Source organism: Acidimicrobiales bacterium, assembly GCA_035531755.1.
Lineage (GTDB): Bacteria > Actinomycetota > Acidimicrobiia > Acidimicrobiales > UBA8190 > DATKSK01.
Window position 1 is genome coordinate 49,121 of the sequence record DATKSK010000042.1, and the last position, 22,954, is coordinate 72,074.

General features: G+C 72.3%; 24 protein-coding genes. 12 read left to right on the forward strand and 12 right to left on the reverse strand.

Annotated features, from left to right (window positions below; all coding sequences use genetic code 11):
• The first annotated feature begins 40 nt into the window (after positions 1–40).
• On the forward strand, positions 41–505 hold the full coding sequence (locus VMV22_08955) for an Lrp/AsnC family transcriptional regulator (GenBank protein HUY22459.1): 465 nt from the start codon (positions 41–43) through the stop codon (positions 503–505).
• Positions 502–1,953, forward strand: a complete 1,452-nt coding sequence (locus tag VMV22_08960; protein HUY22460.1) for an aspartate aminotransferase family protein — start codon at positions 502–504, stop codon at positions 1,951–1,953. Before VMV22_08955 ends, VMV22_08960 begins: the two co-directional genes overlap by 4 nt.
• Before the next feature lie 34 nt (positions 1,954–1,987).
• Here VMV22_08960 and VMV22_08965 read toward each other — a convergent pair whose 3' ends face one another.
• A complete protein-coding gene (locus VMV22_08965) occupies positions 1,988–2,236 on the reverse strand; it encodes a hypothetical protein (GenBank protein HUY22461.1) in 249 nt (82 codons plus the stop codon).
• Between the two features lie 743 nt (positions 2,237–2,979).
• Positions 2,980–3,357: a cupin domain-containing protein gene (locus VMV22_08970; GenBank protein ID HUY22462.1), complete on the reverse strand. Its 378-nt coding sequence runs from the start codon at positions 3,355–3,357 to the stop codon at positions 2,980–2,982.
• 87 nt (positions 3,358–3,444) lie between these two features.
• On the opposite strand from VMV22_08970, the gene VMV22_08975 reads away from it, so the two are divergent.
• Positions 3,445–3,939 carry a hypothetical protein gene (locus tag VMV22_08975; GenBank protein HUY22463.1) on the forward strand — a complete coding sequence of 165 codons (495 nt, stop codon included), beginning with the start codon at positions 3,445–3,447 and terminating at the stop codon, positions 3,937–3,939.
• A 133-nt stretch (positions 3,940–4,072) separates the two neighbouring features.
• A complete protein-coding gene (locus tag VMV22_08980; GenBank protein HUY22464.1) occupies positions 4,073–4,549 on the forward strand; it encodes a nuclear transport factor 2 family protein in 477 nt (158 codons plus the stop codon).
• A 275-nt stretch (positions 4,550–4,824) separates the two neighbouring features.
• Here VMV22_08980 and VMV22_08985 read toward each other — a convergent pair whose 3' ends face one another.
• Positions 4,825–6,033 (reverse strand): family 1 glycosylhydrolase, encoded by a 1,209-nt coding sequence (locus tag VMV22_08985; GenBank protein HUY22465.1) that lies wholly within the window; start codon positions 6,031–6,033, stop codon positions 4,825–4,827.
• 231 nt (positions 6,034–6,264) lie between these two features.
• On the opposite strand from VMV22_08985, the gene VMV22_08990 reads away from it, so the two are divergent.
• Both VMV22_08990 and VMV22_08995 read left to right on the forward strand, forming a co-directional pair.
• The gene (locus VMV22_08990) at positions 6,265–7,692 is read left to right on the forward strand and encodes an ABC transporter substrate-binding protein (protein HUY22466.1); all 1,428 of its coding nucleotides are present in this window, start codon (positions 6,265–6,267) and stop codon (positions 7,690–7,692) included.
• A 47-nt stretch (positions 7,693–7,739) separates the two neighbouring features.
• On the forward strand, positions 7,740–9,527 hold the full coding sequence (locus VMV22_08995; protein HUY22467.1) for an alpha-amylase family glycosyl hydrolase: 1,788 nt from the start codon (positions 7,740–7,742) through the stop codon (positions 9,525–9,527).
• Here the strand turns inward: VMV22_08995 and VMV22_09000 are convergent.
• Complete coding sequence (locus VMV22_09000; GenBank protein HUY22468.1) at positions 9,499–10,470, reverse strand: NADPH:quinone oxidoreductase family protein; 972 nt, start codon at positions 10,468–10,470, stop codon at positions 9,499–9,501. The two genes, VMV22_08995 and VMV22_09000, sit on opposite strands and share 29 nt — an antisense overlap.
• Before the next feature lie 165 nt (positions 10,471–10,635).
• On the opposite strand from VMV22_09000, the gene VMV22_09005 reads away from it, so the two are divergent.
• From VMV22_09005 to VMV22_09015, 3 genes are all read left to right on the forward strand, one after another.
• Positions 10,636–11,307, forward strand: a complete 672-nt coding sequence (locus tag VMV22_09005) for a TetR family transcriptional regulator (GenBank protein HUY22469.1) — start codon at positions 10,636–10,638, stop codon at positions 11,305–11,307.
• Positions 11,304–12,224 (forward strand): haloalkane dehalogenase, encoded by a 921-nt coding sequence (locus tag VMV22_09010; protein ID HUY22470.1) that lies wholly within the window; start codon positions 11,304–11,306, stop codon positions 12,222–12,224. Before VMV22_09005 ends, VMV22_09010 begins: the two co-directional genes overlap by 4 nt.
• Before the next feature lie 76 nt (positions 12,225–12,300).
• The gene (locus VMV22_09015; GenBank protein HUY22471.1) at positions 12,301–13,833 is read left to right on the forward strand and encodes a sulfatase-like hydrolase/transferase; all 1,533 of its coding nucleotides are present in this window, start codon (positions 12,301–12,303) and stop codon (positions 13,831–13,833) included.
• 18 nt (positions 13,834–13,851) lie between these two features.
• Here VMV22_09015 and VMV22_09020 read toward each other — a convergent pair whose 3' ends face one another.
• The 3 genes from VMV22_09020 to VMV22_09030 are packed head-to-tail and all read right to left on the reverse strand — an operon-like array spanning position 13,852 to position 15,977.
• Entirely contained in the window at positions 13,852–14,448 is a 597-nt protein-coding gene (locus VMV22_09020; protein ID HUY22472.1) for a histidine phosphatase family protein, read from the reverse strand.
• A 7-nt stretch (positions 14,449–14,455) separates the two neighbouring features.
• A complete protein-coding gene (locus tag VMV22_09025; protein ID HUY22473.1) occupies positions 14,456–15,220 on the reverse strand; it encodes a C4-type zinc ribbon domain-containing protein in 765 nt (254 codons plus the stop codon).
• A gap of 16 nt (positions 15,221–15,236) precedes the next feature.
• Entirely contained in the window at positions 15,237–15,977 is a 741-nt protein-coding gene (locus VMV22_09030) for an NUDIX domain-containing protein (protein HUY22474.1), read from the reverse strand.
• A gap of 133 nt (positions 15,978–16,110) precedes the next feature.
• Here VMV22_09030 and VMV22_09035 point away from each other — a divergent pair, with 133 nt between their 5' ends.
• Together VMV22_09035 and VMV22_09040 are read left to right on the forward strand one after the other, a co-directional pair.
• Entirely contained in the window at positions 16,111–17,244 is a 1,134-nt protein-coding gene (locus VMV22_09035) for a site-2 protease family protein (GenBank protein HUY22475.1), read from the forward strand.
• 155 nt (positions 17,245–17,399) lie between these two features.
• On the forward strand, positions 17,400–17,861 hold the full coding sequence (locus VMV22_09040; protein ID HUY22476.1) for a DinB family protein: 462 nt from the start codon (positions 17,400–17,402) through the stop codon (positions 17,859–17,861).
• Here the strand turns inward: VMV22_09040 and VMV22_09045 are convergent.
• The 3 genes from VMV22_09045 to VMV22_09055 are packed head-to-tail and all read right to left on the reverse strand — an operon-like array spanning position 17,819 to position 20,527.
• On the reverse strand, positions 17,819–18,787 hold the full coding sequence (locus VMV22_09045; protein HUY22477.1) for a metal ABC transporter permease: 969 nt from the start codon (positions 18,785–18,787) through the stop codon (positions 17,819–17,821). The genes VMV22_09040 and VMV22_09045 overlap by 43 nt on opposite strands.
• On the reverse strand, positions 18,784–19,680 hold the full coding sequence (locus tag VMV22_09050) for a metal ABC transporter permease (GenBank protein HUY22478.1): 897 nt from the start codon (positions 19,678–19,680) through the stop codon (positions 18,784–18,786). The genes VMV22_09045 and VMV22_09050 overlap by 4 nt, the downstream gene beginning before the upstream one ends.
• Positions 19,667–20,527 (reverse strand): ATP-binding cassette domain-containing protein, encoded by an 861-nt coding sequence (locus VMV22_09055; GenBank protein HUY22479.1) that lies wholly within the window; start codon positions 20,525–20,527, stop codon positions 19,667–19,669. Before VMV22_09055 ends, VMV22_09050 begins: the two co-directional genes overlap by 14 nt.
• Before the next feature lie 360 nt (positions 20,528–20,887).
• Here VMV22_09055 and VMV22_09060 point away from each other — a divergent pair, with 360 nt between their 5' ends.
• The gene (locus VMV22_09060; protein HUY22480.1) at positions 20,888–21,334 is read left to right on the forward strand and encodes a transcriptional repressor; all 447 of its coding nucleotides are present in this window, start codon (positions 20,888–20,890) and stop codon (positions 21,332–21,334) included.
• A 19-nt stretch (positions 21,335–21,353) separates the two neighbouring features.
• On the opposite strand, the gene VMV22_09065 is transcribed toward VMV22_09060, so the two are convergent.
• Both VMV22_09065 and VMV22_09070 read right to left on the reverse strand, forming a co-directional pair.
• Positions 21,354–21,719, reverse strand: a complete 366-nt coding sequence (locus VMV22_09065; protein HUY22481.1) for a rhodanese-like domain-containing protein — start codon at positions 21,717–21,719, stop codon at positions 21,354–21,356.
• 651 nt (positions 21,720–22,370) lie between these two features.
• Entirely contained in the window at positions 22,371–22,538 is a 168-nt protein-coding gene (locus tag VMV22_09070; protein ID HUY22482.1) for a hypothetical protein, read from the reverse strand.
• Positions 22,539–22,954: the final 416 nt, after the last annotated feature.

Below are 22,954 nucleotides of genomic sequence, written 5' to 3' on the forward strand. Positions count from 1 at the left end.
TCGCACCGCCCGGCGGCGTCGACAACCCCGGAGCGCCACGGTGAGGCCCGAAGGGAAGGTGGTCCTCGACGACGTCGACAAGCGCATCATCGAGCAGCTCCAACAGGACGGGCGCAGGCCCTACACGCAGATGGCGCCGGCCGTCGGCCTGTCCGAGGCGGCGGTGCGCCAACGGGTCCAGCGCCTGATCGACGCGGGTGTCGTCCAGATCGTCGGCGTGACCGACCCCCGCATGATCGGGTTCGGGCGTCAGGCGATGATCGGGCTCACGGTGGAAGGCGACACCCGGAAGGTCGCCGACACCGTGGCGGCGATGGACGAGGTCGTCTACGTGGTGCTGACGGCCGGATCACTCGACGTGCTCGTGGAGGTCGTGGTGGAGGATGACGAGCACCTTCTCGAACTGCTCAACGACAAGATCCGCGCCATCGACGGCGTGCGGGACACCGAGACCTTCATGTACCTGCGCATCCACAAGCAGACGTACGCCTGGGGCGCGCCGTGAGCACGTCGCCCGACCGCCCGCACGTCGACCGGCACCAGGGCGCCCGGCTCCAGGACGTCCGGCTCCAGGACGTCCGGCTCCAGGACGAGGCCCGGCGTCACCTCTGGATGCATTTCACGCGGCTCGGGTCCTTCGAGGACGGCGAGCTACCCGTCTTCGTGCGGGGCTCGGGTGCACGGCTCACCGACAGCACCGGCCGCTCCTTTCTCGACGGCCTGTCCAGCCTCTTCGTGGTCCAGGCCGGGCACGGCCGCGCCGAGCTGGCCGAGGCGGGTCGGCGCCAGGCCCAGGAGCTCGCCTACTACCCCATCTGGTCGGCGGCCCACCCCTCGGCCGTCGAGCTGGCGACACGCCTGGCGGCACTTGCTCCCGGCGACCTCAACCGCGTCTTCTTCACGACGGGCGGCTCCGAGGCCGTCGAGTCGGCGTGGAAGCTGGCGCGGGCGTACTTCAAAGCGATCGGGCAGCCGGCGCGTACCAAGGTGATCGCCCGTGACCAGGCGTACCACGGCACGACCATGGGCGCGCTCGCCATCACCGGCCTGCAGGCACTGCGCACCCCGTTCGAGCCCCTCGTCCCGGGCGTGGTGCACGTCACCAACACCAACCGCTTCCGCTCGGCATTCGGCCCCGACGTCACCGTCGACGACGAACGCTTCGCGGCGGCCTGCGCAGGCGCCATCGAGGACGCCATCCTCGCCGAGGGCCCCGACACCGTGGCAGCGGTCTTCCTGGAGCCATTGCAGAACACAGGGGGATGCTTCGTCCCCCCGCCCGGCTACTTCACCCTGGTACGCGACATCTGCGACCGCCACGGCGTCCTGCTGGTCAGCGACGAGGTCATCTGCGGCTTCGGCCGCCTGGGCACGTGGTTCGGCGCCGAGCGCTACGGCTACCAGCCCGACATGGTCACCTTCGCCAAGGGCGTGACGTCGGGGTATGCGCCCCTCGCCGGAGTGCTCTGCCGCGACTTCCTGGCCGCGCCGTTCCTCGAAGGAGACGCCAGCTTCGCCCACGGGATCACGTTCGGCGGGCACCCGGTCTCGTGCGCCGTGGCGCTCGCCAACATCGACGTGCTCCAGGACGAGGGGATCATCGAGCACGTCGCCACCACCGGCCCCGCCCTGGGAGCAAGGCTGCAAGGCCTGCGCGACCTGCCGATCGTGGGGGACGTGCGCGGCGACGGCTTCTTCTGGGCCGTCGAGCTGGTGAAGGACCCCGACGACCCCAGCGTACGTTTCACTCCCGAGGAACGGACCACCCTCGTGCGGGGATATGTCGCCCCCCGGCTGTTCGCCGAAGGGCTGGTGTGCCGTGCCGACGACCGTGTCGACCCCGTCGTCCAGCTCGCGCCGGTCCTGGTGTGCGGCGACAGCGAGCTCGACGAGATCGAGGCGACGCTTCGCGCCGTCCTCACCGAGGCGGGCACCACGCTGTCACGCTCGTGACGGCGGCGGTGTCGGCACGCCGCCCTACCGTGGGTCAGTGCACTTCCTCGTGCACCGTCGTCGCGACCCCCTGGGAGTCGGTCGCCTGGCGGTCGTACGTGCGATCGCGGCTTCCGGCCGGACGGCGTGACGTGCCGTAGACGATCGCCGAGGCGACGAGGCCGACGGCCCCGAGGACCATGAGGATGACACCCACCGTGGAAAGCCTGAACCCGTGCCCTTGCGCCGTCACGGCCCAGTACATGACCGCACCGGCCGCCATCGCAATGATGCTGAAGACCATTCCGGTCAAACCCATTTCTGTGCCTCCATCTCAATACCCAGGCCATCAGCCGGGGAGAAGGAAGCGGGGCTCCGGGACCTTCGCGGTCAATGGTAGCGCGTCGTCTCTCTCTATCTGCAGCCATTGCTCTCATGGCGGGCCTTCGCCATCATCGATCTGCGCCTGGTTCATGCCTGAGCGTTTTCGAGACGTCCTCCGGGCTCGACGACGCGATGCAGCCGTAGGTCGCGCTCCCTGGACGATCTTTGGTGTTGTGCCGTTCTGCTCTATTCGTCGCGATCGTTAGCTGTCATTGTCGGAGTGTCCTGCCCCCCGACGGGCGCACGGGGGCCAACGCTCCTTTGGGGGCAGGGCATGACAAGTTCCTCACCCGAGGTTCTGTTGCAGGCAGTGATCTGGTTGGACCGCCAACCTCTCCCGGCTTGTGCCGATCCCTCGCTCTGCACCGCCCGAGTGTCTTGGAGGCTCCCGGGACTGCGCAGGCGGAGGCATGGAGGTGGAGCAGGTGCAATCACGTGCCAAGTACGTCAGCGCCACCGGTGGCGGGCTCAGTGCCGACGAGCGCGCCCCGCGGAGGTTCGCGTCGGGCCGGGTCTGCGGAGAACGTGACTGTGGCACCGAGTTGTCCGTCTACAACGACGGCTACTTCTGCTCACTGCACGCGCCGCGCGATATGCCACGCGTCCGGGCCCGGAAGGCGAACCGTCCTCCGGCGCCTTCGGCGGTTCAGCCGTGACCACCCGTCAGCTGTAGTCGACCTTCCCCGCGCCGGGCGTGCCGATGGCGAAGGCCAGTCCGCGCAGGGGCGCGTGCTCGCTGACGGGCCAGATGCTGTGGGTCGTGTCGGGCGGCGTGTACACGAGATCGCCGGCCTGCACGGCGCGCTCCTCGTCGGCGATCTTCATGATCCCGCGGCCAGAGATGATGTAGTAGAACTCGTGCGTCGGGTGGGAGTGCGCGTCGACCGCCCCACCACCCGCGATCTCCCACTCGCTCACGAGCTCGAGGAATCCCCCCTCGGTGGCAGCACGCATCTCCTGGGGTGGGACCAGCCACCAGACCGGGGTGGTGCCGTTGTGCTCGATCGTGGGGGCCATGTCCTCAATCGACCGGACGTCCATGCTCTGGATCTCCTACTTCGGCTGTCGGCGGCACAACGTAGTGGAGCGGGTCCCGGCGCGGCCGGTCACCGAAGCGGCAACCTTGCGATGCCGGCAGTCGACGACCCGGGCACGGCTCTCGCGGACGTCGTCGCGGTGGGGTCGGTCGTCGTGGTCGACGCGGTGGTGGTGGTCGCGCCGGTCGTGGTTGTCGGCGTCGGCGCACCGGTGGTCGTGGTGGAGTCGCCGAGCGACGAGCCGGCAGGGCCGCCGACCGCCGGTGCCGGTGCCGTGGTGGTGGTGCTCGAGGAGCGGGGAATGAACGTCGTCGTCGAACGGGGGGCCGCATGCGGGACGGCGGTCGTCGGCAGAGGAGTCGTCGGCGGAGGAGTCGTCGTCGCCAGGGCCGTGCCCGAGCCGGCCGGCGCCGTCGCCGGTTTCGGGCCCGGGTCCCCGGCCGGCGACGTCGTCGTGCGATGGTGCCCGGGCGATGTGGCCGGCGTGCCCCCGGAGACGGCGACGCCCAGCGTCACGCCCAGCGCCGTCATGGCGGCTGCGGCAGCGCCGGCGGTGACGGTGCGTCGCGACATGTGCAAAGCGTAGGCGGCACCGGCATGCCGGCGGTCGCATTCGGGCGGAATCGGAGCGGATGTCGGACCCGCCGGTACACTGCGGGCGTCCGGCGAGCCCGCCCGACGCGATCGTGCCGAGAACCGGCACCCCTTCGAGGAGACCCGTGGACCTCGCCGAGATCGAAGCCATCCGACAGCTCAAGTACGCGTACTTCCGCCTCCTCGACCTGAAGCGATTCTCCGAGCTCGGCGAGCTCCTCACCGAGGACGCCACCACGGGGTACCAGTCCGGCACCCTTCAGCACACCGGGCGGGCCGCCATCGTGGCCTTCCTCCAGGAGTCCCTCGGCGATCCGGGCATCGTGACGATGCACAACGGCCACCATCCCGAGATCTCGCTCACGAGCGCCACGACCGCCACGGGCCGGTGGTACCTGGAGGACCGCGTGATCGTCCCCGCGCACGACTTCGAGCTTCACGGCACCGCGCTGTACGAGGACCGGTACGCCAAGGACGGCGCGGCATGGAGGATCGCCCACACCGGCTACGACCGGATCTTCGAGGAGCACCGCCACTACTCGACCGGGGCCGTGCGCTCGATCCGGGCCGGCGGGACCACGACGGACTTCGCCCACGGGTAGCCGCCGCGACGAGCGCGATCCTGCGCCCAGGGCAGTCCGAGACAGGCCCCCCGCTCTGGGCTCACCCTGACCTCTGACCGCCCGAACGGCTCGTACAGGGCGGGGATGGAGTCCTCGGGGACGAAGGGGCGCCGTTGGCCACCGCCGGGGTCTACCCGCCCGCAGGGCCACGCGCCTGTCGCCGTCCGAGGCGCTGCGGACCATGTGACCGCGTCATCGCCGTCTGTTCGGCCCGGCAGCCGCGTCTGTTCGGCCGGTCGACGCCCTCCGTCGGCTCAGCCCGGCGGCGCCACCAACGCATTCGACCGGGCCACCGCGCCGAACCACGACGCGCTCGGCTTGGCGCGACGGGCGAACGTCTCGCGGTCGACGGCGTGCAGGCCGAACGTGGGCCGGTACCCGTGGCTCCACTCGAAGTTGTCGAGGAGACTCCATACGAAGTACCCACGCACGTCCACGCCGTCGTCGAGACAGCGCCGGACGCCGCGCAGCGCCTCGTCCAGATAGGCGATGCGTGCGGCGTCGTCGTCGGTGGCGATCCCGTTCTCCGTGACGACGACCGGCAGGCCGGTCACCGCCGCCGCCCGCCGGACACAGTGCTCCACCACCTGTGGCCAGTACTCGCACCCCATCTGGGTCGTGGGCACCGTGGGGTCGTCGGGGGCCTGGCCTTGTGGCCCGAAGTGCAGACGCGTGTAGCACTGCACGCCGACGAAATCGTCTCCCCCGGTGGCGCGCAGGAAGGAGTCCTCGAGGATCTCGCGCGCCGCGTCACGTACACCCTCGCCACCGGGCTCGGCCACCAACTCGTCCATGGACAGCGTGAGACCGACGGGAAAGTCACCGGGGCCCGACCGCAGCTCGTCGACGGCGAGGCGATGGGCCCGGACCATCGCCTCGTTCACCGCCAGGTGACGGGCGAGATCCCCCGTCACCCCCGGCGGGGAGGTCCCCGTGGTGTACCCCGCGACGCCCACGACGTTGGGCTCGTTGATCGTGCACGCCCACCCGACGAGGTCGCCCAGGGCGACGACGGCCCGCGCCACGAAACGGGCGAACGCGTCGGGTGCGTCAGCCGCTTCCCAGCCGCCGCGCGCGCTGAGCCATCTCGGGTTCGTGAAATGGTGGAACGTCACCACCGGGACGACGCCCCCGTCGCGACACGCCGCGCAGATCCGGCGGTACCGGTCCAGGGCGGCGACCGAGAACTCACCTTCGGCCGGCTCGATCCGGCTCCACTCGAGTGAGAACCGATAGGCGCCCAGGCCCATGGTCCGGACGAGCTCGACATCCTCGGACCAACGGTGCAGCGAGTCGCAGGCGTCCCCACTCGATTCCGCACATCCCGAGCCAGGTTCGTGCTCCCACGCCCACCAGTCGTTGTTGACGTTGCCCCCCTCGATCTGATGGGCAGCCGTCGCCGCTCCCCACAGGAAACCTCGGGGGAAGCTGATCGCCGGCGCCGCCGGGTCGGGACCGTCCACGACCGAACGGTATCTCTCGCCGGCACCGCTCGCCGGCACCGCCTCGGGCGGGCGGCACCAGACACTGCCGGGAACGCGGCCCTCCCCGCGAGCCGCCTATCTTGGGCCGCCGGAAGGGCCGATCGCCCGAGGGGGACCTCCGGGGTGGCGGGGCAGGAGGTGGAGATGGCCGGGTCGGGCCGTGGGCGCTGGGAACGATCGTGGCGGCGGTTCCGTCGAAGGCCCCGGCGCGTGCAGGTCGGCTCGGTGGTCGTCGCCGTGGCGGTCGTGGCGGCCGCCTCCTTCTTCGTCGGTTCGGGCTCGTCCGGCGGCTCTCCGGGCTCCACCACCGCACCGACCCCGGCAGGGGCGCCCGGCAGAGGCGCCGCCGACGGCGCCGGCGTCAGCGCCCACGCCATCAAGGTGGTCTTCCCCGTCTCCAACCTGCAGGCGCTGGCCTCCAACCTCGGCTTCGCCGGCGATATCGAGTACGGCGAGCAGGCCAAGGCGATCGACCTCTTCGTCAAGCAGATCAACGACGCCGGGGGAATACACGGCCGGAAGATCGACCCGGTGATCGTCCACTTCGACCCGACGAACGAGGTGGTCATGCGGGCCATGTGCAAGGACTGGACCGAAGGGGGCTCCCCGGCCTTCGCCGTGCTCGACGGGGTGGGCACCTGGTCGGGCGACAACCAGCTGTGCATCACCCAGGAGGGCCATACGCCCTTGCTCAGCCAGTGGACGACGGTGACGGATTGGACGCGCCAGGGCGCGCCCTACCTGTGGTGGACGGGCCCCGACGATGCCGCCATCCTGAAGGCCACGGTGCAGTGGGGTGTGGCCGCCGGGCTGCTCGGGAACGCCACCAAGGTCGCCGTGGTCGTCGGTGACCGGGCGAGCGACCAACTGGCGCTGAACCAGTACCTGCTGCCCGACCTGCAACAGGTGGGCGTGACGCCGATCGTCAAGACGATCCCCGCCAACCCGTCAGACATCGCCGGCACCGATGCCCAGGCGCCCTTCGTCGTGCAGCAGTTGAAATCGGACGGCGTCACCTCGGTGATCCCGCTCATACCGTTCAACGTCTTCTTCCCTGTCCTCGCGGCCGAGACGACGCAGCAGTACTTCCCGAGGCTCCTGTTGTCGGACTACGAGAACTCCATCCAAGCGGCGCTGGGGCTCATCCCCCTCCCCTACGAAAAGGCGCTCGACGGGCAGGAGGGCGTCACGACGGAGACGCTCGGGGGGATCGACGACACCCGCCCGGAGGCGGACGGTGGCTACGACACCGGCGTGCGGAGTTGCTTCGCGACGTGGCACAAGGCCTATCCGCAGGTCCCGGAGGGAAACCAGAACTTCTACATCGAGGAACAGGGGCCGGTGCAGGCCTGGTGCCAGGAGATCCGCCTGTTCGCAGCGGCGGCGACCGCGGCCGGCCCGCACCTCGATCGGCGGACGTTCGACGCCGCCATGGCCACGATCTCCGACTTCCCGGGAGGCTTTTCCCCGACTCTGACCTACGGCCCGGACAAGTTCTCGGGCCCCACCGAGTACCGGGTGGTCAGGCTCCACACCAATGCACCGGTGTCGAGCCAGTGCAAGATGCCGCTCGACCACACTCCCCAGACGGTGTGCTGGGTCGTCGTGAACGACTGGCAACCACTCCCCGGGTCGTGACGCCCGACGACACGGGGTCGGCCCCGATCGCGACGGGGCCTCGGCCCATGCCCGCGATGCCGGGCCACAGGGACACGCCCGCGGCGCCCTGGTGGCAGACCGACGTCCTGTACCAGGTCTATCCCCGCTCGTTCGCCGACTCGGACGCGGACGGCACGGGCGACCTGCGCGGCATCATCGACCGGCTCGACCACCTCGTGTGGTTGGGGGTGGGCGGGATCTGGCTGAGCCCGATCACGGTCTCGCCCAACGCCGACTGGGGTTACGACGTCGCCGACTACTGCGCCGTGCTGCCCGAGCTCGGGACACTGGACACGTTCGACCTCCTCGTCACCGAAGCGGCCCGTCGAGGTGTGCGCGTCCTGATGGACCTGGTGCCCAACCACACGAGCGATGACCACCCGTGGTTCGTCGACTCCCGCTCCTCGAGGACGTCGCCGCGACGCGGGTGGTATGTCTGGGCGGACCCCAAGCCCGACGGGACGCCGCCGAACAACTGGGTGAGCAGCTTCGGGGGCCCGGCCTGGACGCTCGACGCCGTCACCGGTCAGTACTACCTGCACAACCACCTGTCCGAGCAGCCGGACCTCAACTGGTGGAACGACGACGTCCGTTCTGCTTTCGACGACGTCCTGCGGTTCTGGTTGGACCGGGGGGTCGCCGGGTTCCGCATCGACGTTTGCAACATCATCGTCAAGGACGCCCTGCTCCGGGACAACCCACCCGCCACCGAGGACGACGACTTCGAGGCTCAGCTCTTCGGACAGCGACCCGTCTACAGTGCGAACCGCCCGGAGGTCCACGACGTCCTGCGGCGGTGGCGCCGGCTGGCCGAGTCGTACGACCCCCCGCGGGTCCTCGTCGGGGAGACGCCGGTGGAGGTCGAGGTGATGGCCGACTACTACGGCGACGGCCACGACGAACTGCACCTGGCGTTCAACTTCCCGTTCATCACCGCACCGCTCCAGGCCGACGCCATGCGACAGATCGTCGAGCGCACGGAGGAGCGCCTGCCACCGGGTGCGTGGCCGGCGTGGACGGGGTCGAACCACGATATGTCGCGGTTGGCGTCGCGCTGGGCGGACGGCGATCCCCGCAAGGTCAGGGTGGCCCTCGTCGTGTTGCTGTGCCTGCGCGGCACGCCTGTCCTGTACCAGGGCGACGAGATCGGCCTGGGCGACGTCCCGGTGGCCCGGGACGACCTGCGCGACCCTCTGGGCGTCCGGTACTGGCCGGCCTACGCCGGGCGCGACGCCATGCGGACGCCCATGCCGTGGCGCAACATGCCCGGCGGTGGCTTCACCGAGCCGGGCACACGCCCGTGGCTGCCGCTGGGGGACGTCGCCGGGTGCAACGTGGAGGACCAGCGAGCAGACCCCGGGTCCGTGCTCACGCTGGCCCGGGACCTGATCGCCCTGCGCCGGCAGTCCGGTGCCCTGCAGACGGGTCGCTACGAAACGATCGAGGCGCCCGACGGCGTGTGGGCGTGGCGCCGGGGCGACGGCGTCGTCGTGGTGCTCAACCTCTCCGACGACGACGCCACCGTCGACGCGGTCCACGGCCGCGTGCGCATCGGCACGGACCGAGACCGCGACGGGCGGCCGGTCCGGGGCAAGCTCCGACTGCTGGGCTGGGAAGGGGTCGTCATCGAGACGGCACAGCCCGGTCGGCTTCGCCCCCGCACCACACCGACCGGCACCGGTGGCGTCGGGGCGCCCGGGCCGCCGGAGCAGGTCGGCGCGGGTCGAGTGGAACGAGGGGTACCCGTGCCCGCCACACCGGGCCGGGCCGTGTCGGCGGCGCCCCTCAGGGGACGAGGACGACCTTCCCCGTAACGGTCCGATCGAGCAGCGAGGCCATCACCGCGGCCGCTTCGCCGAGCGGCCGTTCGACCGCCTCGACCGGGTGCAGACGGCCGTCGTCGACCATCTCGATGAGCTCGTCGAGCATCGCCCGGTTGTCGTCGGGGTGGCTCATGGCCCACGAGCCCCAGTCGACGCCGACCACGGTGCGGTTGTTCAGCAGGACGTGGTTGAGCGGGACCGAGGCGATCGGGCCGGAGGCGAACCCGATGACGCAGAACCGCCCGAACGTCCGGGTGGCGCGCAGGGCGGGCTCGCTGTGGTGCCCCCCGACCGGGTCCACGACCACGTCGGCACCGCCGCCGGTGAGTTCGCGGACGCGCGACTTCAGGTCCTCGTGCTCGTACGCCACGGTCGCCTCGGCGCCCATCTGCCGGGCAGCGTCGAGCTTGTCCTCGGTCGACGCCGCCGCCACGACGTGGGCGCCGAGGCTCACGGCGACGTCGACGGTGGCCAGACCGATGCCGCCGCCTGCGCCCAAGACGAGCACCCACTCACCTTCGCTGACGGTCACCCGTCGCGTCAGCGTGAACCATGCCGTGCTGTAGCTCTGGATGAACGCCGCCGCCTGGCCGAAGCTGAGCGCCTGGGGCATCGAGTCGAGGGACCGGGCGGGCACCACCACCTGCTCCGCGAAGGCGCCGAAGCCGATCATGGCCATGACGCGCTCCCCCACCGACACGCGTGTCACGCCCTCGCCGACGGCGCGCACGATACCCGCGACCTCCCCGCCGGGGACGAACGGCACGGCCGGCTTCAACTGGTACCGCCCCTGGCAGATCAAACCGTCGACGTAGTTCACCCCGGCGGCCCGCACGTCCACGACGACCTGGCCCGGCCCGGGGGCCACCTCGTCGCGCTCCTCGACGACGACGTTGTCGAGGGAGCCCAGTTCCCTGCACACCACGACGCGCACGACCGGACACTAGAACACCGGTGCGCGCCACGACACCGTGCGCCCCACGACACCGTGCGCCCCACGACACCGTGCGCACCACGACACCGTGCGCACCACCGTCAGGGGCCCTCCGCCCGGCGGAGACTCCTTGCATTTACAGTGCAACCTTCCTAGCATCCACCCATGGCGTCGGAGAGCGGGCCCACGGTGGCGACGGCGGCGAAGCCGGCGAGCGGTTCGGACGGGGCGGCAGAGGCGGCGGACGGCCGACTGGCCCGGGGCGAGCGCACCCGGCGCGCCCTGGCCGAGGCCCTGATCGGTCTGCTCGAAGAGGGCGACGCCCGGCCCACGGCTCGGCGCATCGCGGCGCGCGCCGGGGTGTCGCTGCGCCTCGTCTACCACCACTTCGAGGACGTGGAGTCCATCCTGCGCGCCGCGGTGGCGATCCAGGAACAGCGCCACTGGCGCCACATCCGGCCCGTCGAGCCCGCCCTCCCCCTGGCCGAGCGGGTCGCCGGCGTCGTCCGTCAGCGCACCGGCGTGTTCCAAGCCGTGGCGCCGGTACGCCGGGCGGCCGAAGCCATGGCGGACAGCTCCCCCACCATCGCCGGGGAGCTGGCCCGCGCCCGCTCCCGGCTGCGCGCCCAGCTCCGCGCCACGTTCGCGCCCGAGCTCGATCGCGGCACGACGCCGTCGGCCGCGTCGCGCCTCGACGTGCTGGAGGTTGCGACCTCGTGGGAGACATGGGAGCAGCTCCAGCGCATGGGTCGGGGGGCGGCCGCCTGCCGGCGGACGATGGAACTGCTCGCCACGGCCGCCGTCGGCGGACCGACCGGTACCGGAGGTAGGACATGAAGGTACTGCGCACACCCGACGAACGGTTCGAGGGCCTGCCGGGCTACGGATTCGCCCCGCACTACGTCGAGGTGGCGTCGGGCGACGGACAGGGCCGGCTGCGCGTGCACTACGTCGACGAGGGCCCCTCCGCCGGCGCGGAGACGATCCTCCTGCTCCACGGCGAGCCGTCGTGGAGCTACCTCTACCGCAGGATGGTGGCGCCGCTCACGGGTGCCGGCTTCCGCGTGATCGCGCCGGACCTGGTGGGCTTCGGCCGCTCCGACAAGCCGGCCAGCCGCACCGACTACACCTACGCGCGGCATGTCGAGTGGATGCGCGCCGCGCTGTTCGACGAGGTGGGGCTGACGGGGTTGACGCTCGTGGGCCAGGACTGGGGCGGCCTCATCGGCCTGCGGCTCGTCGCCGAGCATCCCGACCGCTTCCGCCGGGTGGTGGCGGCCAACACCGGCCTGCCCACGGGCGACACGGACATGGGCGAGGCCTTCATGGCCTGGCAGAAGTTCTCCCAGGAGGTGCCGGAGCTCCCCGTGGGCCGCATCGTGCGCGGCGGGTGCGTCACCGACGTGGCGCCCGCGGTGGTCGCCGCCTACGACGCCCCGTTCCCCGACGAGTCGTTCAAGGAGGGGGCCCGCCAGTTCCCCGTGCTCGTGCCCACCCGTCCCGACGACCCCGCCGCCGAGGCCAACCGCCGCGCCTGGGAGGTGCTGCGCCGGTTCGACAAGCCCTTCCTGTGCGCGTTCAGCGATCGCGACCCCATCACCCACGGCGCCGATCGGCTGTTCCTCGACCAGGTCCCCGGGGCCGCCGGGAGGGACCACACCACCATCGCCGGCGGGGGCCACTTCCTCCAGGAGGACAAGGGGGAGGACCTCGCCCGCACCGTCGTCGCCTTCGTCGCGGCGACCACGGCCTGACCCGCACCGTCCGACCGCCGCACCGTCCGACCGCCGCACCGTCCGACCGCCTCACCGTCCGACCGAACGGAGCACCATGGGCCGCAAGATCCTCTTCGTCACCACCGACCAGCAGCGCTACGACGCGCTCGGGTGCACGGGCAACACCATCGCCCGCACCCCGGTCGTCGACGCGTTGGCAGCGGCCGGCGTCGTCTACCACCGCGCCCACAACCAGAACACGGTGTGCACGCCGGCGCGCTCGACCATGATCACCGGCCAGTACGTGCGCACCCACGGCGTGGTCTCCAACGGGATCCCCCTTCCCACCGACGCGCCCTCGGTGGCGGCGCACCTGCACGACACCGTGGGCTACCGCACGGCCCTGATCGGCAAGGCCCACTTCCAGCCGGCGTTCGACCCCGACGGCAAGTGGACGGAGAACTGCCTGGCCGGCGACCGCTCGACCGGGCCCTACCGCGGCTTCGACCACGTCGAGCTGGCCATGCACGGCTACCTGCGGCGCTGGCACTACGACAAATGGCTCGAGGCGAACGGCGCCGAGTGGCTCGACGCCTACTACCCCCTCATCAACTTCGCCAGCATGGGCCTCAACGACGAGGGCGGCGGCGACACCGACGCGCCGGAGGTGAAGCACAACCCGATGCCGCGCGGCATGTACCACACCGACTGGGTCGCCAACCGGGCCATCGCCTGGCTCGACTCGCTGCCGGCGGACGAGGACTGGTTCTGCTGGATGAGCTTCCCCGACCCCCACCACCCGTGGGACCCCCCGGTCGACGAGGTGCGCCGCCGCATCGACTGGCGCCAGCTCGACCTGCCCCCGGGGCACCCGGGCTCGATCGACAAGGCGGTCGAGATCCTGGCCCAGAAGCCCCATCACTGGCTCGACTGGTACGAGGGGCGGTTCCAGAACATGGAGGGCGGGCCCATGCGCTTCGTGCCCGGCACCATGTCGCACGACCAGGTGCGCGAGGTGAGCGCCCTCATCCACGTGGAGAACGAGCTGATCGACGAGGCCCTGGGCCGCGTGATGGCTCGCATCGAGGAGCGCGGCTGGGGGCCCGACACCGACGTCGTGTTCACCACCGACCACGGCGAGCTCCAGGGAGACTTCGGGCTGCTGTTCAAGGGCCCGTACCACGTCGACGCGCTGATGCGCGTGCCCCTGGTGTGGCGCCCGGCCCCGAGCGCGGGCGTCACCCCTGCCGAGGTGCACGAGCCCGTGGGCCACGTCGACCTCGTCCCGACCTTCTGCGACATCGCGGGGGCGGCGGTGCCCGACTGGGCGCAGGGCCGGATGCTGCCGGTGGCGCCGGGCTCGGACCGCCACTGGGCCATCACCGAGTGGGACAGCCAGTTCGCCCATATCGGCATGCACCTGCGGTCGATCTACCGCGACGGTTGGCTGTGCACCGCGTACGAGCCCGGCCCCCTCTACCAGGGGACCGAGGGCGAGCTCTACGACATGGCGGAGGACCCCATGCAGTGGCGCAACCTGTGGGACGACCCCGCCTATCGGGCCCGGCGCGACGAGCTGGTCACCGATCTCTACGACAACCTGCCCGAGCAGCGCCAGCCGCCGCTCGCCGTGGAGGCCCCGGTCTGACCGGGGTCGTCGCGCCGGTCAGGGCGCGGGGGCGGGAACCGTCTCGTTGTAGCGCTGCAGCACGGGGCCGTCGACCCCCCAGGCGATCCGGGTGATCGACGCCGTCGCCAGGTAGAGCCGCCATGCCACGGCGTCCCCGGTACCGAGGGCCCACGCCACGGCCGCCTTGATGGGCGACACGTGGCTCACGACGACGACGTCGGTGTCGGCCCGCGCCCCCGCACCGGGGCGGGCGAACAGCTCGTCGCACGCGTCGCGTACACGAACGCCCACCTCGGCCAGCGACTCGCCGCCGGGCGGCCGGTACCCGGGGTCGCCGCGCCAGCGCGCCCAGACCTCGGCCGGGACGGACCCGAGCGCCTGTCCCTCGAACTCGCCGTAGTCCACCTCGACCCAGCGCTCGTCGACTTCGGCGGGCACGTCGAGTCCCAGCGCGCCGGCGGTGTCGACGGCCCGTCCCAGGGGGCTCGTCACCAGCCTGCCGACGGCGCCGACGGCGCCCCCGAGGGCAGCGGCCTGCGCCCGGCCGCGGTCGGTCAGCGGAGAGTCGGTCCGGCCGAGCAGGAGGCCGGCGGCGTTCCCCGCCGCTTCGCCATGACGCACGAGGACCAGCACGGCGACCTCAGCGGACCAGGATGCGGCCGCACTGATCGCACGTGACGACGGCGTCGGGCGGTGCCCGGCGGATGCGATCGATCTCCATGGCGGGGAGCGCCAGGTGACAGCCGCCGCACGAGCCGCCCACCAGCCGGGCCGCCCCCGTGCCGCCGAGCCGGGTGCGCAGCTGCTCGTAGCGGGCGAGGAGGTCGTCGCCTACGCCCGCCGCCGTCGTGGCGCGCACCTGCGCCTCCCCGGCGATCTCCTCGTCGAGCGCGGCCTCTGCGACGCCGATGGCGGCCCGGAGACGGCCGGCGTCGTCCTCGAGCGCGCCGCGCGCCACGTCGCCCTCCTGGAGCTCGCCGTCGAACGGCTCGAGCGCCTCCATGATCTCGAGCTCCCGGTCCTCGAGCTCGGCGATATGGCGCGCCAGGTGCTTGACCTCCTCGCTCATGGCCTGCAACTCGCGGGCCGCGGCCACTTGGCCCCCGTACAGGCGCTTCTCGAGGGCCTCCCGGCGGGTGCGCGACGCCTCGATCTGCTGTTCCAGGGCGGCCTGCTTGGCACCGAGCCCGTCACGGTGCACGCGCACCTCCTTGGTGCGCGCCTCCAGGGCACCGAGCTTGGCGTCCACCTCGGACAGCGCGGTTCGCTCGGGCAGGGCGGCGCGCCGGTGACGGAGCTGGTCGAGGACCGTGTCGTGGTGCTGGACCTCGAGTAGTCGCTGGAGTGGAGTCGCCGGCGCGGCGGCCTCGTCAGCCGCCTCGGGGTTGCCGTCCGCCGTCGTCATACGCCGCCCGTCGTCGTCATCTGCCGCCTGTCTCCTCGTGTCGACCCGTGTCGACTGTTGCGTGGTCGTCGCTCACCATTCTGCCGGGAACGGGGGTGGTCCCGACCGCGCCGGCGCCGGAAGGCGAGCGGCCGTCGTCACCGGGACCCCGGTGCGGCTCCCCCACGGCGGCGTCCCGGGGGCGCAACTCGGGTTGGCGCCGTGCGGCACGCAGCGCGCCCGCCAGGGCCTCGTCCGCCACCCCGGCCGCCTCGTCCCATGCGAACCACCGGGCCTCCGGGCTCTCGCCGGGCGGCGGCGCAGGGTCCCGGTCCGGTGCGAGCAGGAGGTAACGCAGGTCGAAGTGGGTGTGGCCCTTGGCGGCCCGGTGCACGTCCACGTGGATGAGCCGCGGGCCGCCGGCGGGGTGGGCCAGCACCAGGCCCGTCTCCTCCTGCGACTCGCGCAGGGCGGCCTCCCAGGGCGCCTCGCCGACGTCTATGTGACCGCCGGGCTGCAGCCACCGGTGCAACCGCTTGTGCATGTGCAGGACCGTCCCCCTGGGACCCACGACCACGGCCGAGCCGGTCAGGTGCTCTGGGGCGGCATGCTCGTCGAAAGGCCGCTCAAGGATCCCGAGGGCGGCCGCCACCTGCCCGATCGCCTCGGCCTCCCGCTCGTCGGCGGGCCGATGCGCGTCGACCGTGGCCCGGACCGCGTCGACGAGGTCCGGGGTGGAGCCGCAGCCATCGACCGGCCGCCCGGCGCCTCGCGACACGTCCCATCCCTAGCACACGCCGCCAGCGGCGGCCGGTGGTGGCTCACCCGGCACGGCCGGCCGGTTGGTGGTACGGACCAGGAAGTGACCAAGGTGACTACACCTCGGGCCGACGAGGCCGCATGATGAGACGGTGAGGCAAAGCATCCGGCTCGGCCGGGTCGCCGGCGTCCCCGTCGGCGTGCATTGGAGCGTGGCCGTGATCTTCGGCCTCGTGACCTGGCAGCTGGCGACCATCGTCTTCCCCGACGCGTACGGCACCGGCGACCGCCCCGAGTACTGGGGCGCCGCGGTGGCGGCCGCCGTGCTGTTCTTCCTGTCCCTCCTGGCGCACGAGGCCTCCCATGCCCTGGTGGCCCGCCGCAACGGCGTGGGCGTGCAGTCGATCACGTTGTGGCTCTTCGGCGGCGTTGCACAGCTCGACGGCGAGGCCCGCACGCCCGGCGCGGACTTCAGGATCGCCATCGTCGGGCCCGGCACGAGCGTGGTGCTGGCCGGGGTGTTCGCGTCGGCGCAGCTGCTGCTGGAACGGGCGGGGGCGCACGGCCTGGTCGTCGACGTGGCCACGTGGCTGTGGGAGATCAACCTCCTCCTGGCGGTGTTCAACCTGATCCCGGCGGCACCCCTCGACGGGGGGCGCGTCCTGCGCGCCGGCATCTGGCGCGTCTCGCACGACCACACCCGGGCCTCGGTCCTCGCCGCGCGTGCGGGGCTCGGCTTCGGCATCGTGCTCATGGGCCTGGGAATCGTGGAGTTCGCCATGGGCGCGGCGGTCGGGCTGTGGCCGGCCTTCCTCGGGTGGTTCCTGTTCATGGCGGCGCGGGCCGAGGAGACCGCCGCCAAGGAGCGCGGCGGCATCGAGGGCGCGTCGGTCGGGTCGGTCATGATCCCCCACCCGCCGGTCGTCCCCGCCGGCACGACGGTCGCCGAGCTCGTCGCCGTCCACCTGCCGTGGTGGCACGGCACCGCCGCCGCCGTGGTGGGGCCGACCGGTTGGCTCGCCGGCGTGGTGACGCTCGCGCAGGTCAATGCCGTGGCGCCCGACCGGAGGACCACGACGACCGTGGGCGACATCGCCGTGCCGATCGGGGCGGCGCCCGTGGGCCGGCCCGACGAGCCCATGCCCGACCTCCTCGGTCGCATGTACGCGTCGGGCGGCCGGCCGGCGGTGGTGCTCGACCCCGACAACCGGTTGGCGGGCATCGTCACCCTGGACGACGTGGTCCGCGCCGGCCGTCGTCAGCACCAGGGCGCGGGCCGGGTCTGAGCGCCGGCTCAGGTGCGGGCGCGCCGGGCTCAGGTAACGTCGGCCGATGGCCCGGCCCGAGTCCGACGCCGTCGCCCGTGCCCGACGACCTCGCCGCCTCGCTGCGGCGCGGTGCGTGGCGATGGCGGCGACGACGGTGGGAGGACCGGACGGCCGTGACTGACGGAGGCGAGCTGGCGGGCGCCGTCGCCGAGGCCCGACAGCGGCTGCTCGGGTTCGTACAGGCGTGCTCCGAGGAGCAGTGGGCCTCGGCCCCACTCGCCGGCGATGACGACCCTCGCACCGTGGCGGTCGTCGTCGACCACGTGGCCGACGCCTACGAATACCTGGCCGGGTGGATCGACGCGCTGGCACGGGGCGAGACGCCCGAGGTAAACCGCGACGTCGTCGACGACCTCAACGCACGCCACGCCGCCGCGGTGACGGCCCCGACACGTGATGCCGTGACGGCACACCTCGCCCGCAGCGGTGACGCCATCGTGGCGCTCATCTCGTCCCTGGCGCCGGAGCAGGTCGCCGGGGACCGCGGACGGGTCCTCCGATTCGCCGAGATCGCCGCCCGGCACGCCGACAGTCACCGCGCCGAGCTCGAAGCGGCCCTCGGGCTGTCGTCGTAACCGGCGTCGGGGCCCCTGCCGGCGCGGGGGCCTCCGACCCGGCCCGGGCCGCGGCGTCGTCGTCGACGCGCACGCGTGGAGGCCAGGACGACGAGGTACACGGTGGCGGCTACGGCGATCACGCAGAAGCTCGGTGGAAGATCCGGGAGCTCGTAGCTCGCCACGAGCCCGACCCACATGTCGGCCACCGCCAGTGCGCCCGACAGGGCGAGGGCGCCGAACGGTCGCGTGGTGAGGAGCAGCGCCGTGCCGGCCGGCGCGGCCAGGAGCCCGAGCAGCAGCAGCGAGCCGACCGCCTGCGTGGCCTCGGCCGCGCAGGCGCCCACGAGCGCCAGGAAACCGAGGCCGAGGGCCACCACCGGCACGCGGCGCGCCTCGGCCACAGCAGGGTCGATACTGGCGAAGAACAGGGGCCTGGCGATGACGACCACCGCCGCGACCACCGCCGCCGCGACCACCGCCGCCACGATCGTCTGGCCGGCGCCCAGGCCGAAGATCGAGCCGAAGAGGACGCTCACCCCGGCGGTGCCGTTCCCCGTACTGCGCGACGTGGTGAAGATGGACAGGAACAGGACGCCCAGGCCCAGGATCCAGGCGAACACGCTCCCCACCACCACGTCGTCGGCCTGGCCGCGGGGGCCGAGCGTCCCCATCAGGATCCCGACGCCGATGGTGGCGACGAACAACCCGAGGCGCAGGTCGACGCCGAACGCCAGCGCTGCCAGGGCGCCCGTGAACGCAACGTGGCTCAAGGCGTCGCCGGTGAAGACCTGGCTGCGCAGCACGACGAAGTAGCCCACCAGGCCCGCGGCGGCGGCGATCGACGTCCCTGCCACGAAGGCGTTGCGCATGAACGGCTGGGTGAACAGGCCCTCGAGACCGAGACCCTGCAGGTGGGCCAGGACGTGCAGGACGACGCCGCTCACGCCGCGGTCACCTCCGGGCGCCCCCGCCACCGCCGCCGGGTCCCGGCCGCCAACCCGGCTGCCACGTACGCACCGAACGCCAGCGTGGTCACCCAGAACCCGATCGGGTACGGCGAGTAGAACGCGATGACGAGCCCGAGCCACGTGACCGACAGGGCGATGGCGACGGCGACGGCGACACCGAGCAGCGGGCGGGGGGTGAGCCGCTGTGCGGTGGCGGCCGGCATCACGAGCAGGGCGAAGACCAGGAGGGAGCCGGTGATCTGGCTGGCCTCGGCGGCGGCCAGGCCGAGGAGGACGAGGAAGGCCACCGAGAGCGGGCCCACCCGGACGCCGCGGGCCCGGGCCACGTCGGGGTCGATCGAGGCGAACAACAGGGGGCGGCCGAGGACGGCCATGGCGCCGAGGGCGACGGCCGCCACCGCCAGCAGCGTGACGACCTGGGTGCCGGTGATCCCGAGGAAGCTCCCGAACAACAGCGCGTTGATGCCGTTGAGGTTGCCGCCGTAGAGGCTGACGAAGAGGAAGCCGAACGCGAGCAACAGGGTCTGCACGGTCCCGGTGACGGCGTTCTCCTCACTGAAGGCACGGCCGCGCGTATGCGGGACCACAGAGATCAACAGCGCGGCGAGGACGCAGAACCCGAAGTACCCGAGCAGGGCGCTGACGCCCACCAGAGTGGCCCCGGCCGCACCGGGGAAGCCGACGAGCGCGAGCGTGTGCCCGGCGAAGCTCTGGCGACGCAGGACCATGAACCACCCCATGACACCCGCCATCACCGCCACCACGGTGCCGGCCCGCAGGGCATTGACCATGAACGCGTAGTCGAGGACGTGGCGCACGTCGCCCACCACGTCCCAGCTGAGCCCCGGTCCGGCGTCAGTGAGGACCATGGGCCCCTCCGTGGCGATCGGCGTGGTACGCGGGCGCCTCGGGCTGGCCCACCACCACCAGGCGACCGTCGGCGGTGGTGAGCACCTCGACCGACGTCCGGTAGAGGCGGCTCAGGGTGTCGCCGGTGATCACCTCGGCCGGGGTGCCGGCGGCCACACCGCCCTCGGCGATGTACACGACGCGGTCGAGGTACGGCAGGATCGGGTTGACGTCGTGGGCGACGATGACGACGCTCACCCCGGCGCGGCGGCAGATGGAGCTGACGAGGGCGGCGACCGAGCCCTGGTTGGGGAGGTCGAGGCTGTCGAGGGGCTCGTCGAGGAGCAGCAGCTCGGGGCGGCGTACCAGTGCCTGGGCGATGAGCAGGCGCTGCTGCTCTCCACCCGAGATCTCGCCGATGGGCCGGGAGGCGAATGCCGAGGCACCCACCAGGTCGACGACGTCGCGCACGCGTGCCTCGTCGTCGCGCCTGCGGCGCCGGGCTCCGGGCGTCAGGGGCAGTGGGAAGCCGAACCGGTCACCGTTCAGCCCGAGCCGCACGAGATCGAACCCCCGCACGCGCAGCGACGGCTCGAAGCTGCGGCGCTGCGGCAGGTAGCCGATGCGGTCGTTGTGCTCGCCCGGGCGGCCGTCGAGCACCGTGACCGTCCCACCCGACGGAGGCACCAATCCGAGGACGACCTTCACGAGTGTCGACTTCCCCGCCCCGTTGGGCCCGAGGACGGCGACGAGCTCTCCCGCCTCCACGGCCAGGTCGACCCCCGACCACAGGGTCCGGCCGCCGATGCGGACCGACGCGCCTCGCAGGCGCAGGACCTCCCTGGCCGAGCCGCCCGGGGTGTGCACGTGGGATCCCCTCCTGATCGTCGCCGGGCGTCGGGCCCGGGGGCCGTCCCCCAGCCGCCCGGCACCCGGCGGGGCCGGCGGGGCCGGCGCCGACGGTAATACGATAGTGATTCTCACTACAAGATACGATGGGCCGGGCCGGGGCGGGCCGGGCCGGCCCGGGCCGGGGCGGGGAGGGGCGCTGGGCCCGTGCGCCGGGCCTGGCCCACGGCCAGGTTCCGGGTCGCGGACACCGCGGCCGGGGCGGGCGGGTGGCGTCGGACCGGCAGCGGCGGACCGGACGGACACGGGCTGACCGGACCAGGCGATTTCGCGGGAGGGGGCGAGGGGGCGACCGTGGCCCGATGGCATAGTGAGCGGATGGCACAGCGGGGGGCGCCCGATGAGCAAGCCCTCGGTGGCGCGCCACGCGACACGCGTCAGCGCCGCGCCGTGCTCGCCGCCCTCGGCGAGATGGGGAGCTTCCGCAGCGCCCAGATGATCCACAGCTCGATCCTCCGCGGCGGCCAGCGGATCGGGCTCGCCACCGTCTACCGGACGCTCAGGCTGCTCAACGACGCCGGGGAGGTCGACGTCGTACGCGACGACGCCGGCGAACAGCTCTTCCGGCGGTGCGAGGCGTCACAGCACCACCACCATCTGGTGTGCGTGTCGTGCGGGACGGCGGTCGAGGTCGAGTCGGCGCCGATGGAACGCTGGGCCGAAGCGGTCGGCCGAGAGCATGGGTTCTCGGAGGTCCGTCATTCCGTCGAGGTGTTCGGGACCTGCCCCCGCTGTGCCCGCCTCGCCGGCGGCCAGGCCGGCTGAGGGCCCGCACCCCTGGCTGTCAGGCACCCGACCCGGGCCCGGCAGACTCCTCGGCGGTCCCCGCCGAGCGATGTTCGGACCACTGCCGCCAGGCCTGGTACCCACCGACGAGGTCAGCGGCCCGCGTGAAGCCCACGTCGGCCAGCGATTCGGCCGCCAGGCTCGAGGCGTAACCCGCCGAGCACACGACGACGACCGGCTGATCGTGCGCACGCACCTGCGCGATCCGGTGCGCCCCGGTCGGGTCGAGCTGCCACTCGAGCACGTTGCGCTCGATCACGACGGCACCGGGCAGCGCGCCTTCCTCATGGCGCTGCGCAGCCGGGCGGATGTCGACCACGAGGGCGCCCTCTGCCGCGACGGCCTCGAGCTCGTCGGGCTCCACCCGGCCGATCCGCCGTGGAGCGCAGCCATGCACGCTGAGCGCCGTGCGGGACCTCGGTTCACCACTCGTGGACGTGGTGGGCGTCGAAGGCGATCGACGAGCCCGGCGCGAGCAGCCTCGCGCGCATCTGCAGCCCCGCCCGCCGGACCCGGGGGTGGGCGCGGTCCCCGCGAGCTCGCCGCTCGCCACGGCCATGGCCATGGCCACGGCCAACGACTCGGTCGGACCGGGCGGTCGGGGCGGTCGGGGCGGACGGGGCGGCACGGTCGCGTCGAGGGGAGGACTCGCCTCGAGGCGCCGAGAGGTGTCGGCCCGGCGACCTGAAGGGGGGGCCACCAGGTCGCCGGACGACAACACCCTCACACGGAAAGCCCCCCGGGTTGGCGCAGAGACCGCGACCAACACCCGTTCCCGCCCAATCCGTATGACGTATTGGTACAACTCCTCCCTTGCCCTTCCTCGAAGGGTGGTCGAAGTTGCCGGTACTCGGACTTCCCGTCGGTCGGCCACGGTGACCAGACCATGACCGACGACGTCACTCTGATGGCTCCCGCCTGGGGATAACAAGAGGAAGACGTTGGGGATTCATCCCAACGGGGAAAAGTTTCGTCCCAACCGGACGAGAGGCCCCCCGGGCGGCCATGGCCGGGATCAGGCGACGCGGGCCACCCACACGCCGGATGTCGTCTCGCGCCACACCACCTCCGCCGCCATCGTGGCGACCGCCTCCTTGGCCTCGTGCAACGACGGCCAACTCGCACCGGATCCCCGGCCGACGACCGCACACGTCTTGTCGGCCCGCTCGACGATCACAGCCACCACTTGCTTCTGGGCCGGAGCGCCCGGCTCCTTCCTGTGCACCCGCCGCGTGGGGCGGCTCGCCGCCACCGTTCCAGCTGATCGTGATCCCATGTCGCATTTCTCGGGCGACACGGTGCCGGACTTGACTCTCATCACTCTCAGTGGGCACGTCCGACCACGAGGCGTCGACACCAGGCACATCCGCTGCTTGCGTTCGGCACCGCTCTCAGCGCACGGTGGCCTCGGCGACGGTTTGCCATGCCGTCAGCTCCGGCACCGACGCCGGCGGTGACCCCCCCGGGTCAGTGTGTCCAGCGCCACGGCGCCCGACGGGCGCGCGACGGTGAAGGGCGCGACGTCACCCGGGTTGAACGTGGTGCGAGGTCACCGCGGTGGCCGCGGTACCGGCTCAGTCCACGAGCCCGACCGCGTGC

Coding starts and splice junctions, on each gene's coding strand:
- VMV22_08965 (HUY22461.1), bottom strand. CDS start 2,236: ATGGTCTTCAGCATCATTGCGATGGCGGCCGGTGCGGTCATGTACTGG.
- VMV22_08970 (HUY22462.1), bottom strand. CDS start 3,357: ATGGACGTCCGGTCGATTGAGGACATGGCCCCCACGATCGAGCACAAC.
- VMV22_08975 (HUY22463.1), top strand. CDS start 3,445: ATGCCGGCAGTCGACGACCCGGGCACGGCTCTCGCGGACGTCGTCGCG.
- VMV22_08995 (HUY22467.1), top strand. CDS start 7,740: ATGCCCGCGATGCCGGGCCACAGGGACACGCCCGCGGCGCCCTGGTGG.
- VMV22_09005 (HUY22469.1), top strand. CDS start 10,636: ATGGCGTCGGAGAGCGGGCCCACGGTGGCGACGGCGGCGAAGCCGGCG.
- VMV22_09010 (HUY22470.1), top strand. CDS start 11,304: ATGAAGGTACTGCGCACACCCGACGAACGGTTCGAGGGCCTGCCGGGC.
- VMV22_09015 (HUY22471.1), top strand. CDS start 12,301: ATGGGCCGCAAGATCCTCTTCGTCACCACCGACCAGCAGCGCTACGAC.
- VMV22_09025 (HUY22473.1), bottom strand. CDS start 15,220: ATGACGACGGCGGACGGCAACCCCGAGGCGGCTGACGAGGCCGCCGCG.
- VMV22_09050 (HUY22478.1), bottom strand. CDS start 19,680: ATGGTCCTCACTGACGCCGGACCGGGGCTCAGCTGGGACGTGGTGGGC.
- VMV22_09060 (HUY22480.1), top strand. CDS start 20,888: ATGGCACAGCGGGGGGCGCCCGATGAGCAAGCCCTCGGTGGCGCGCCA.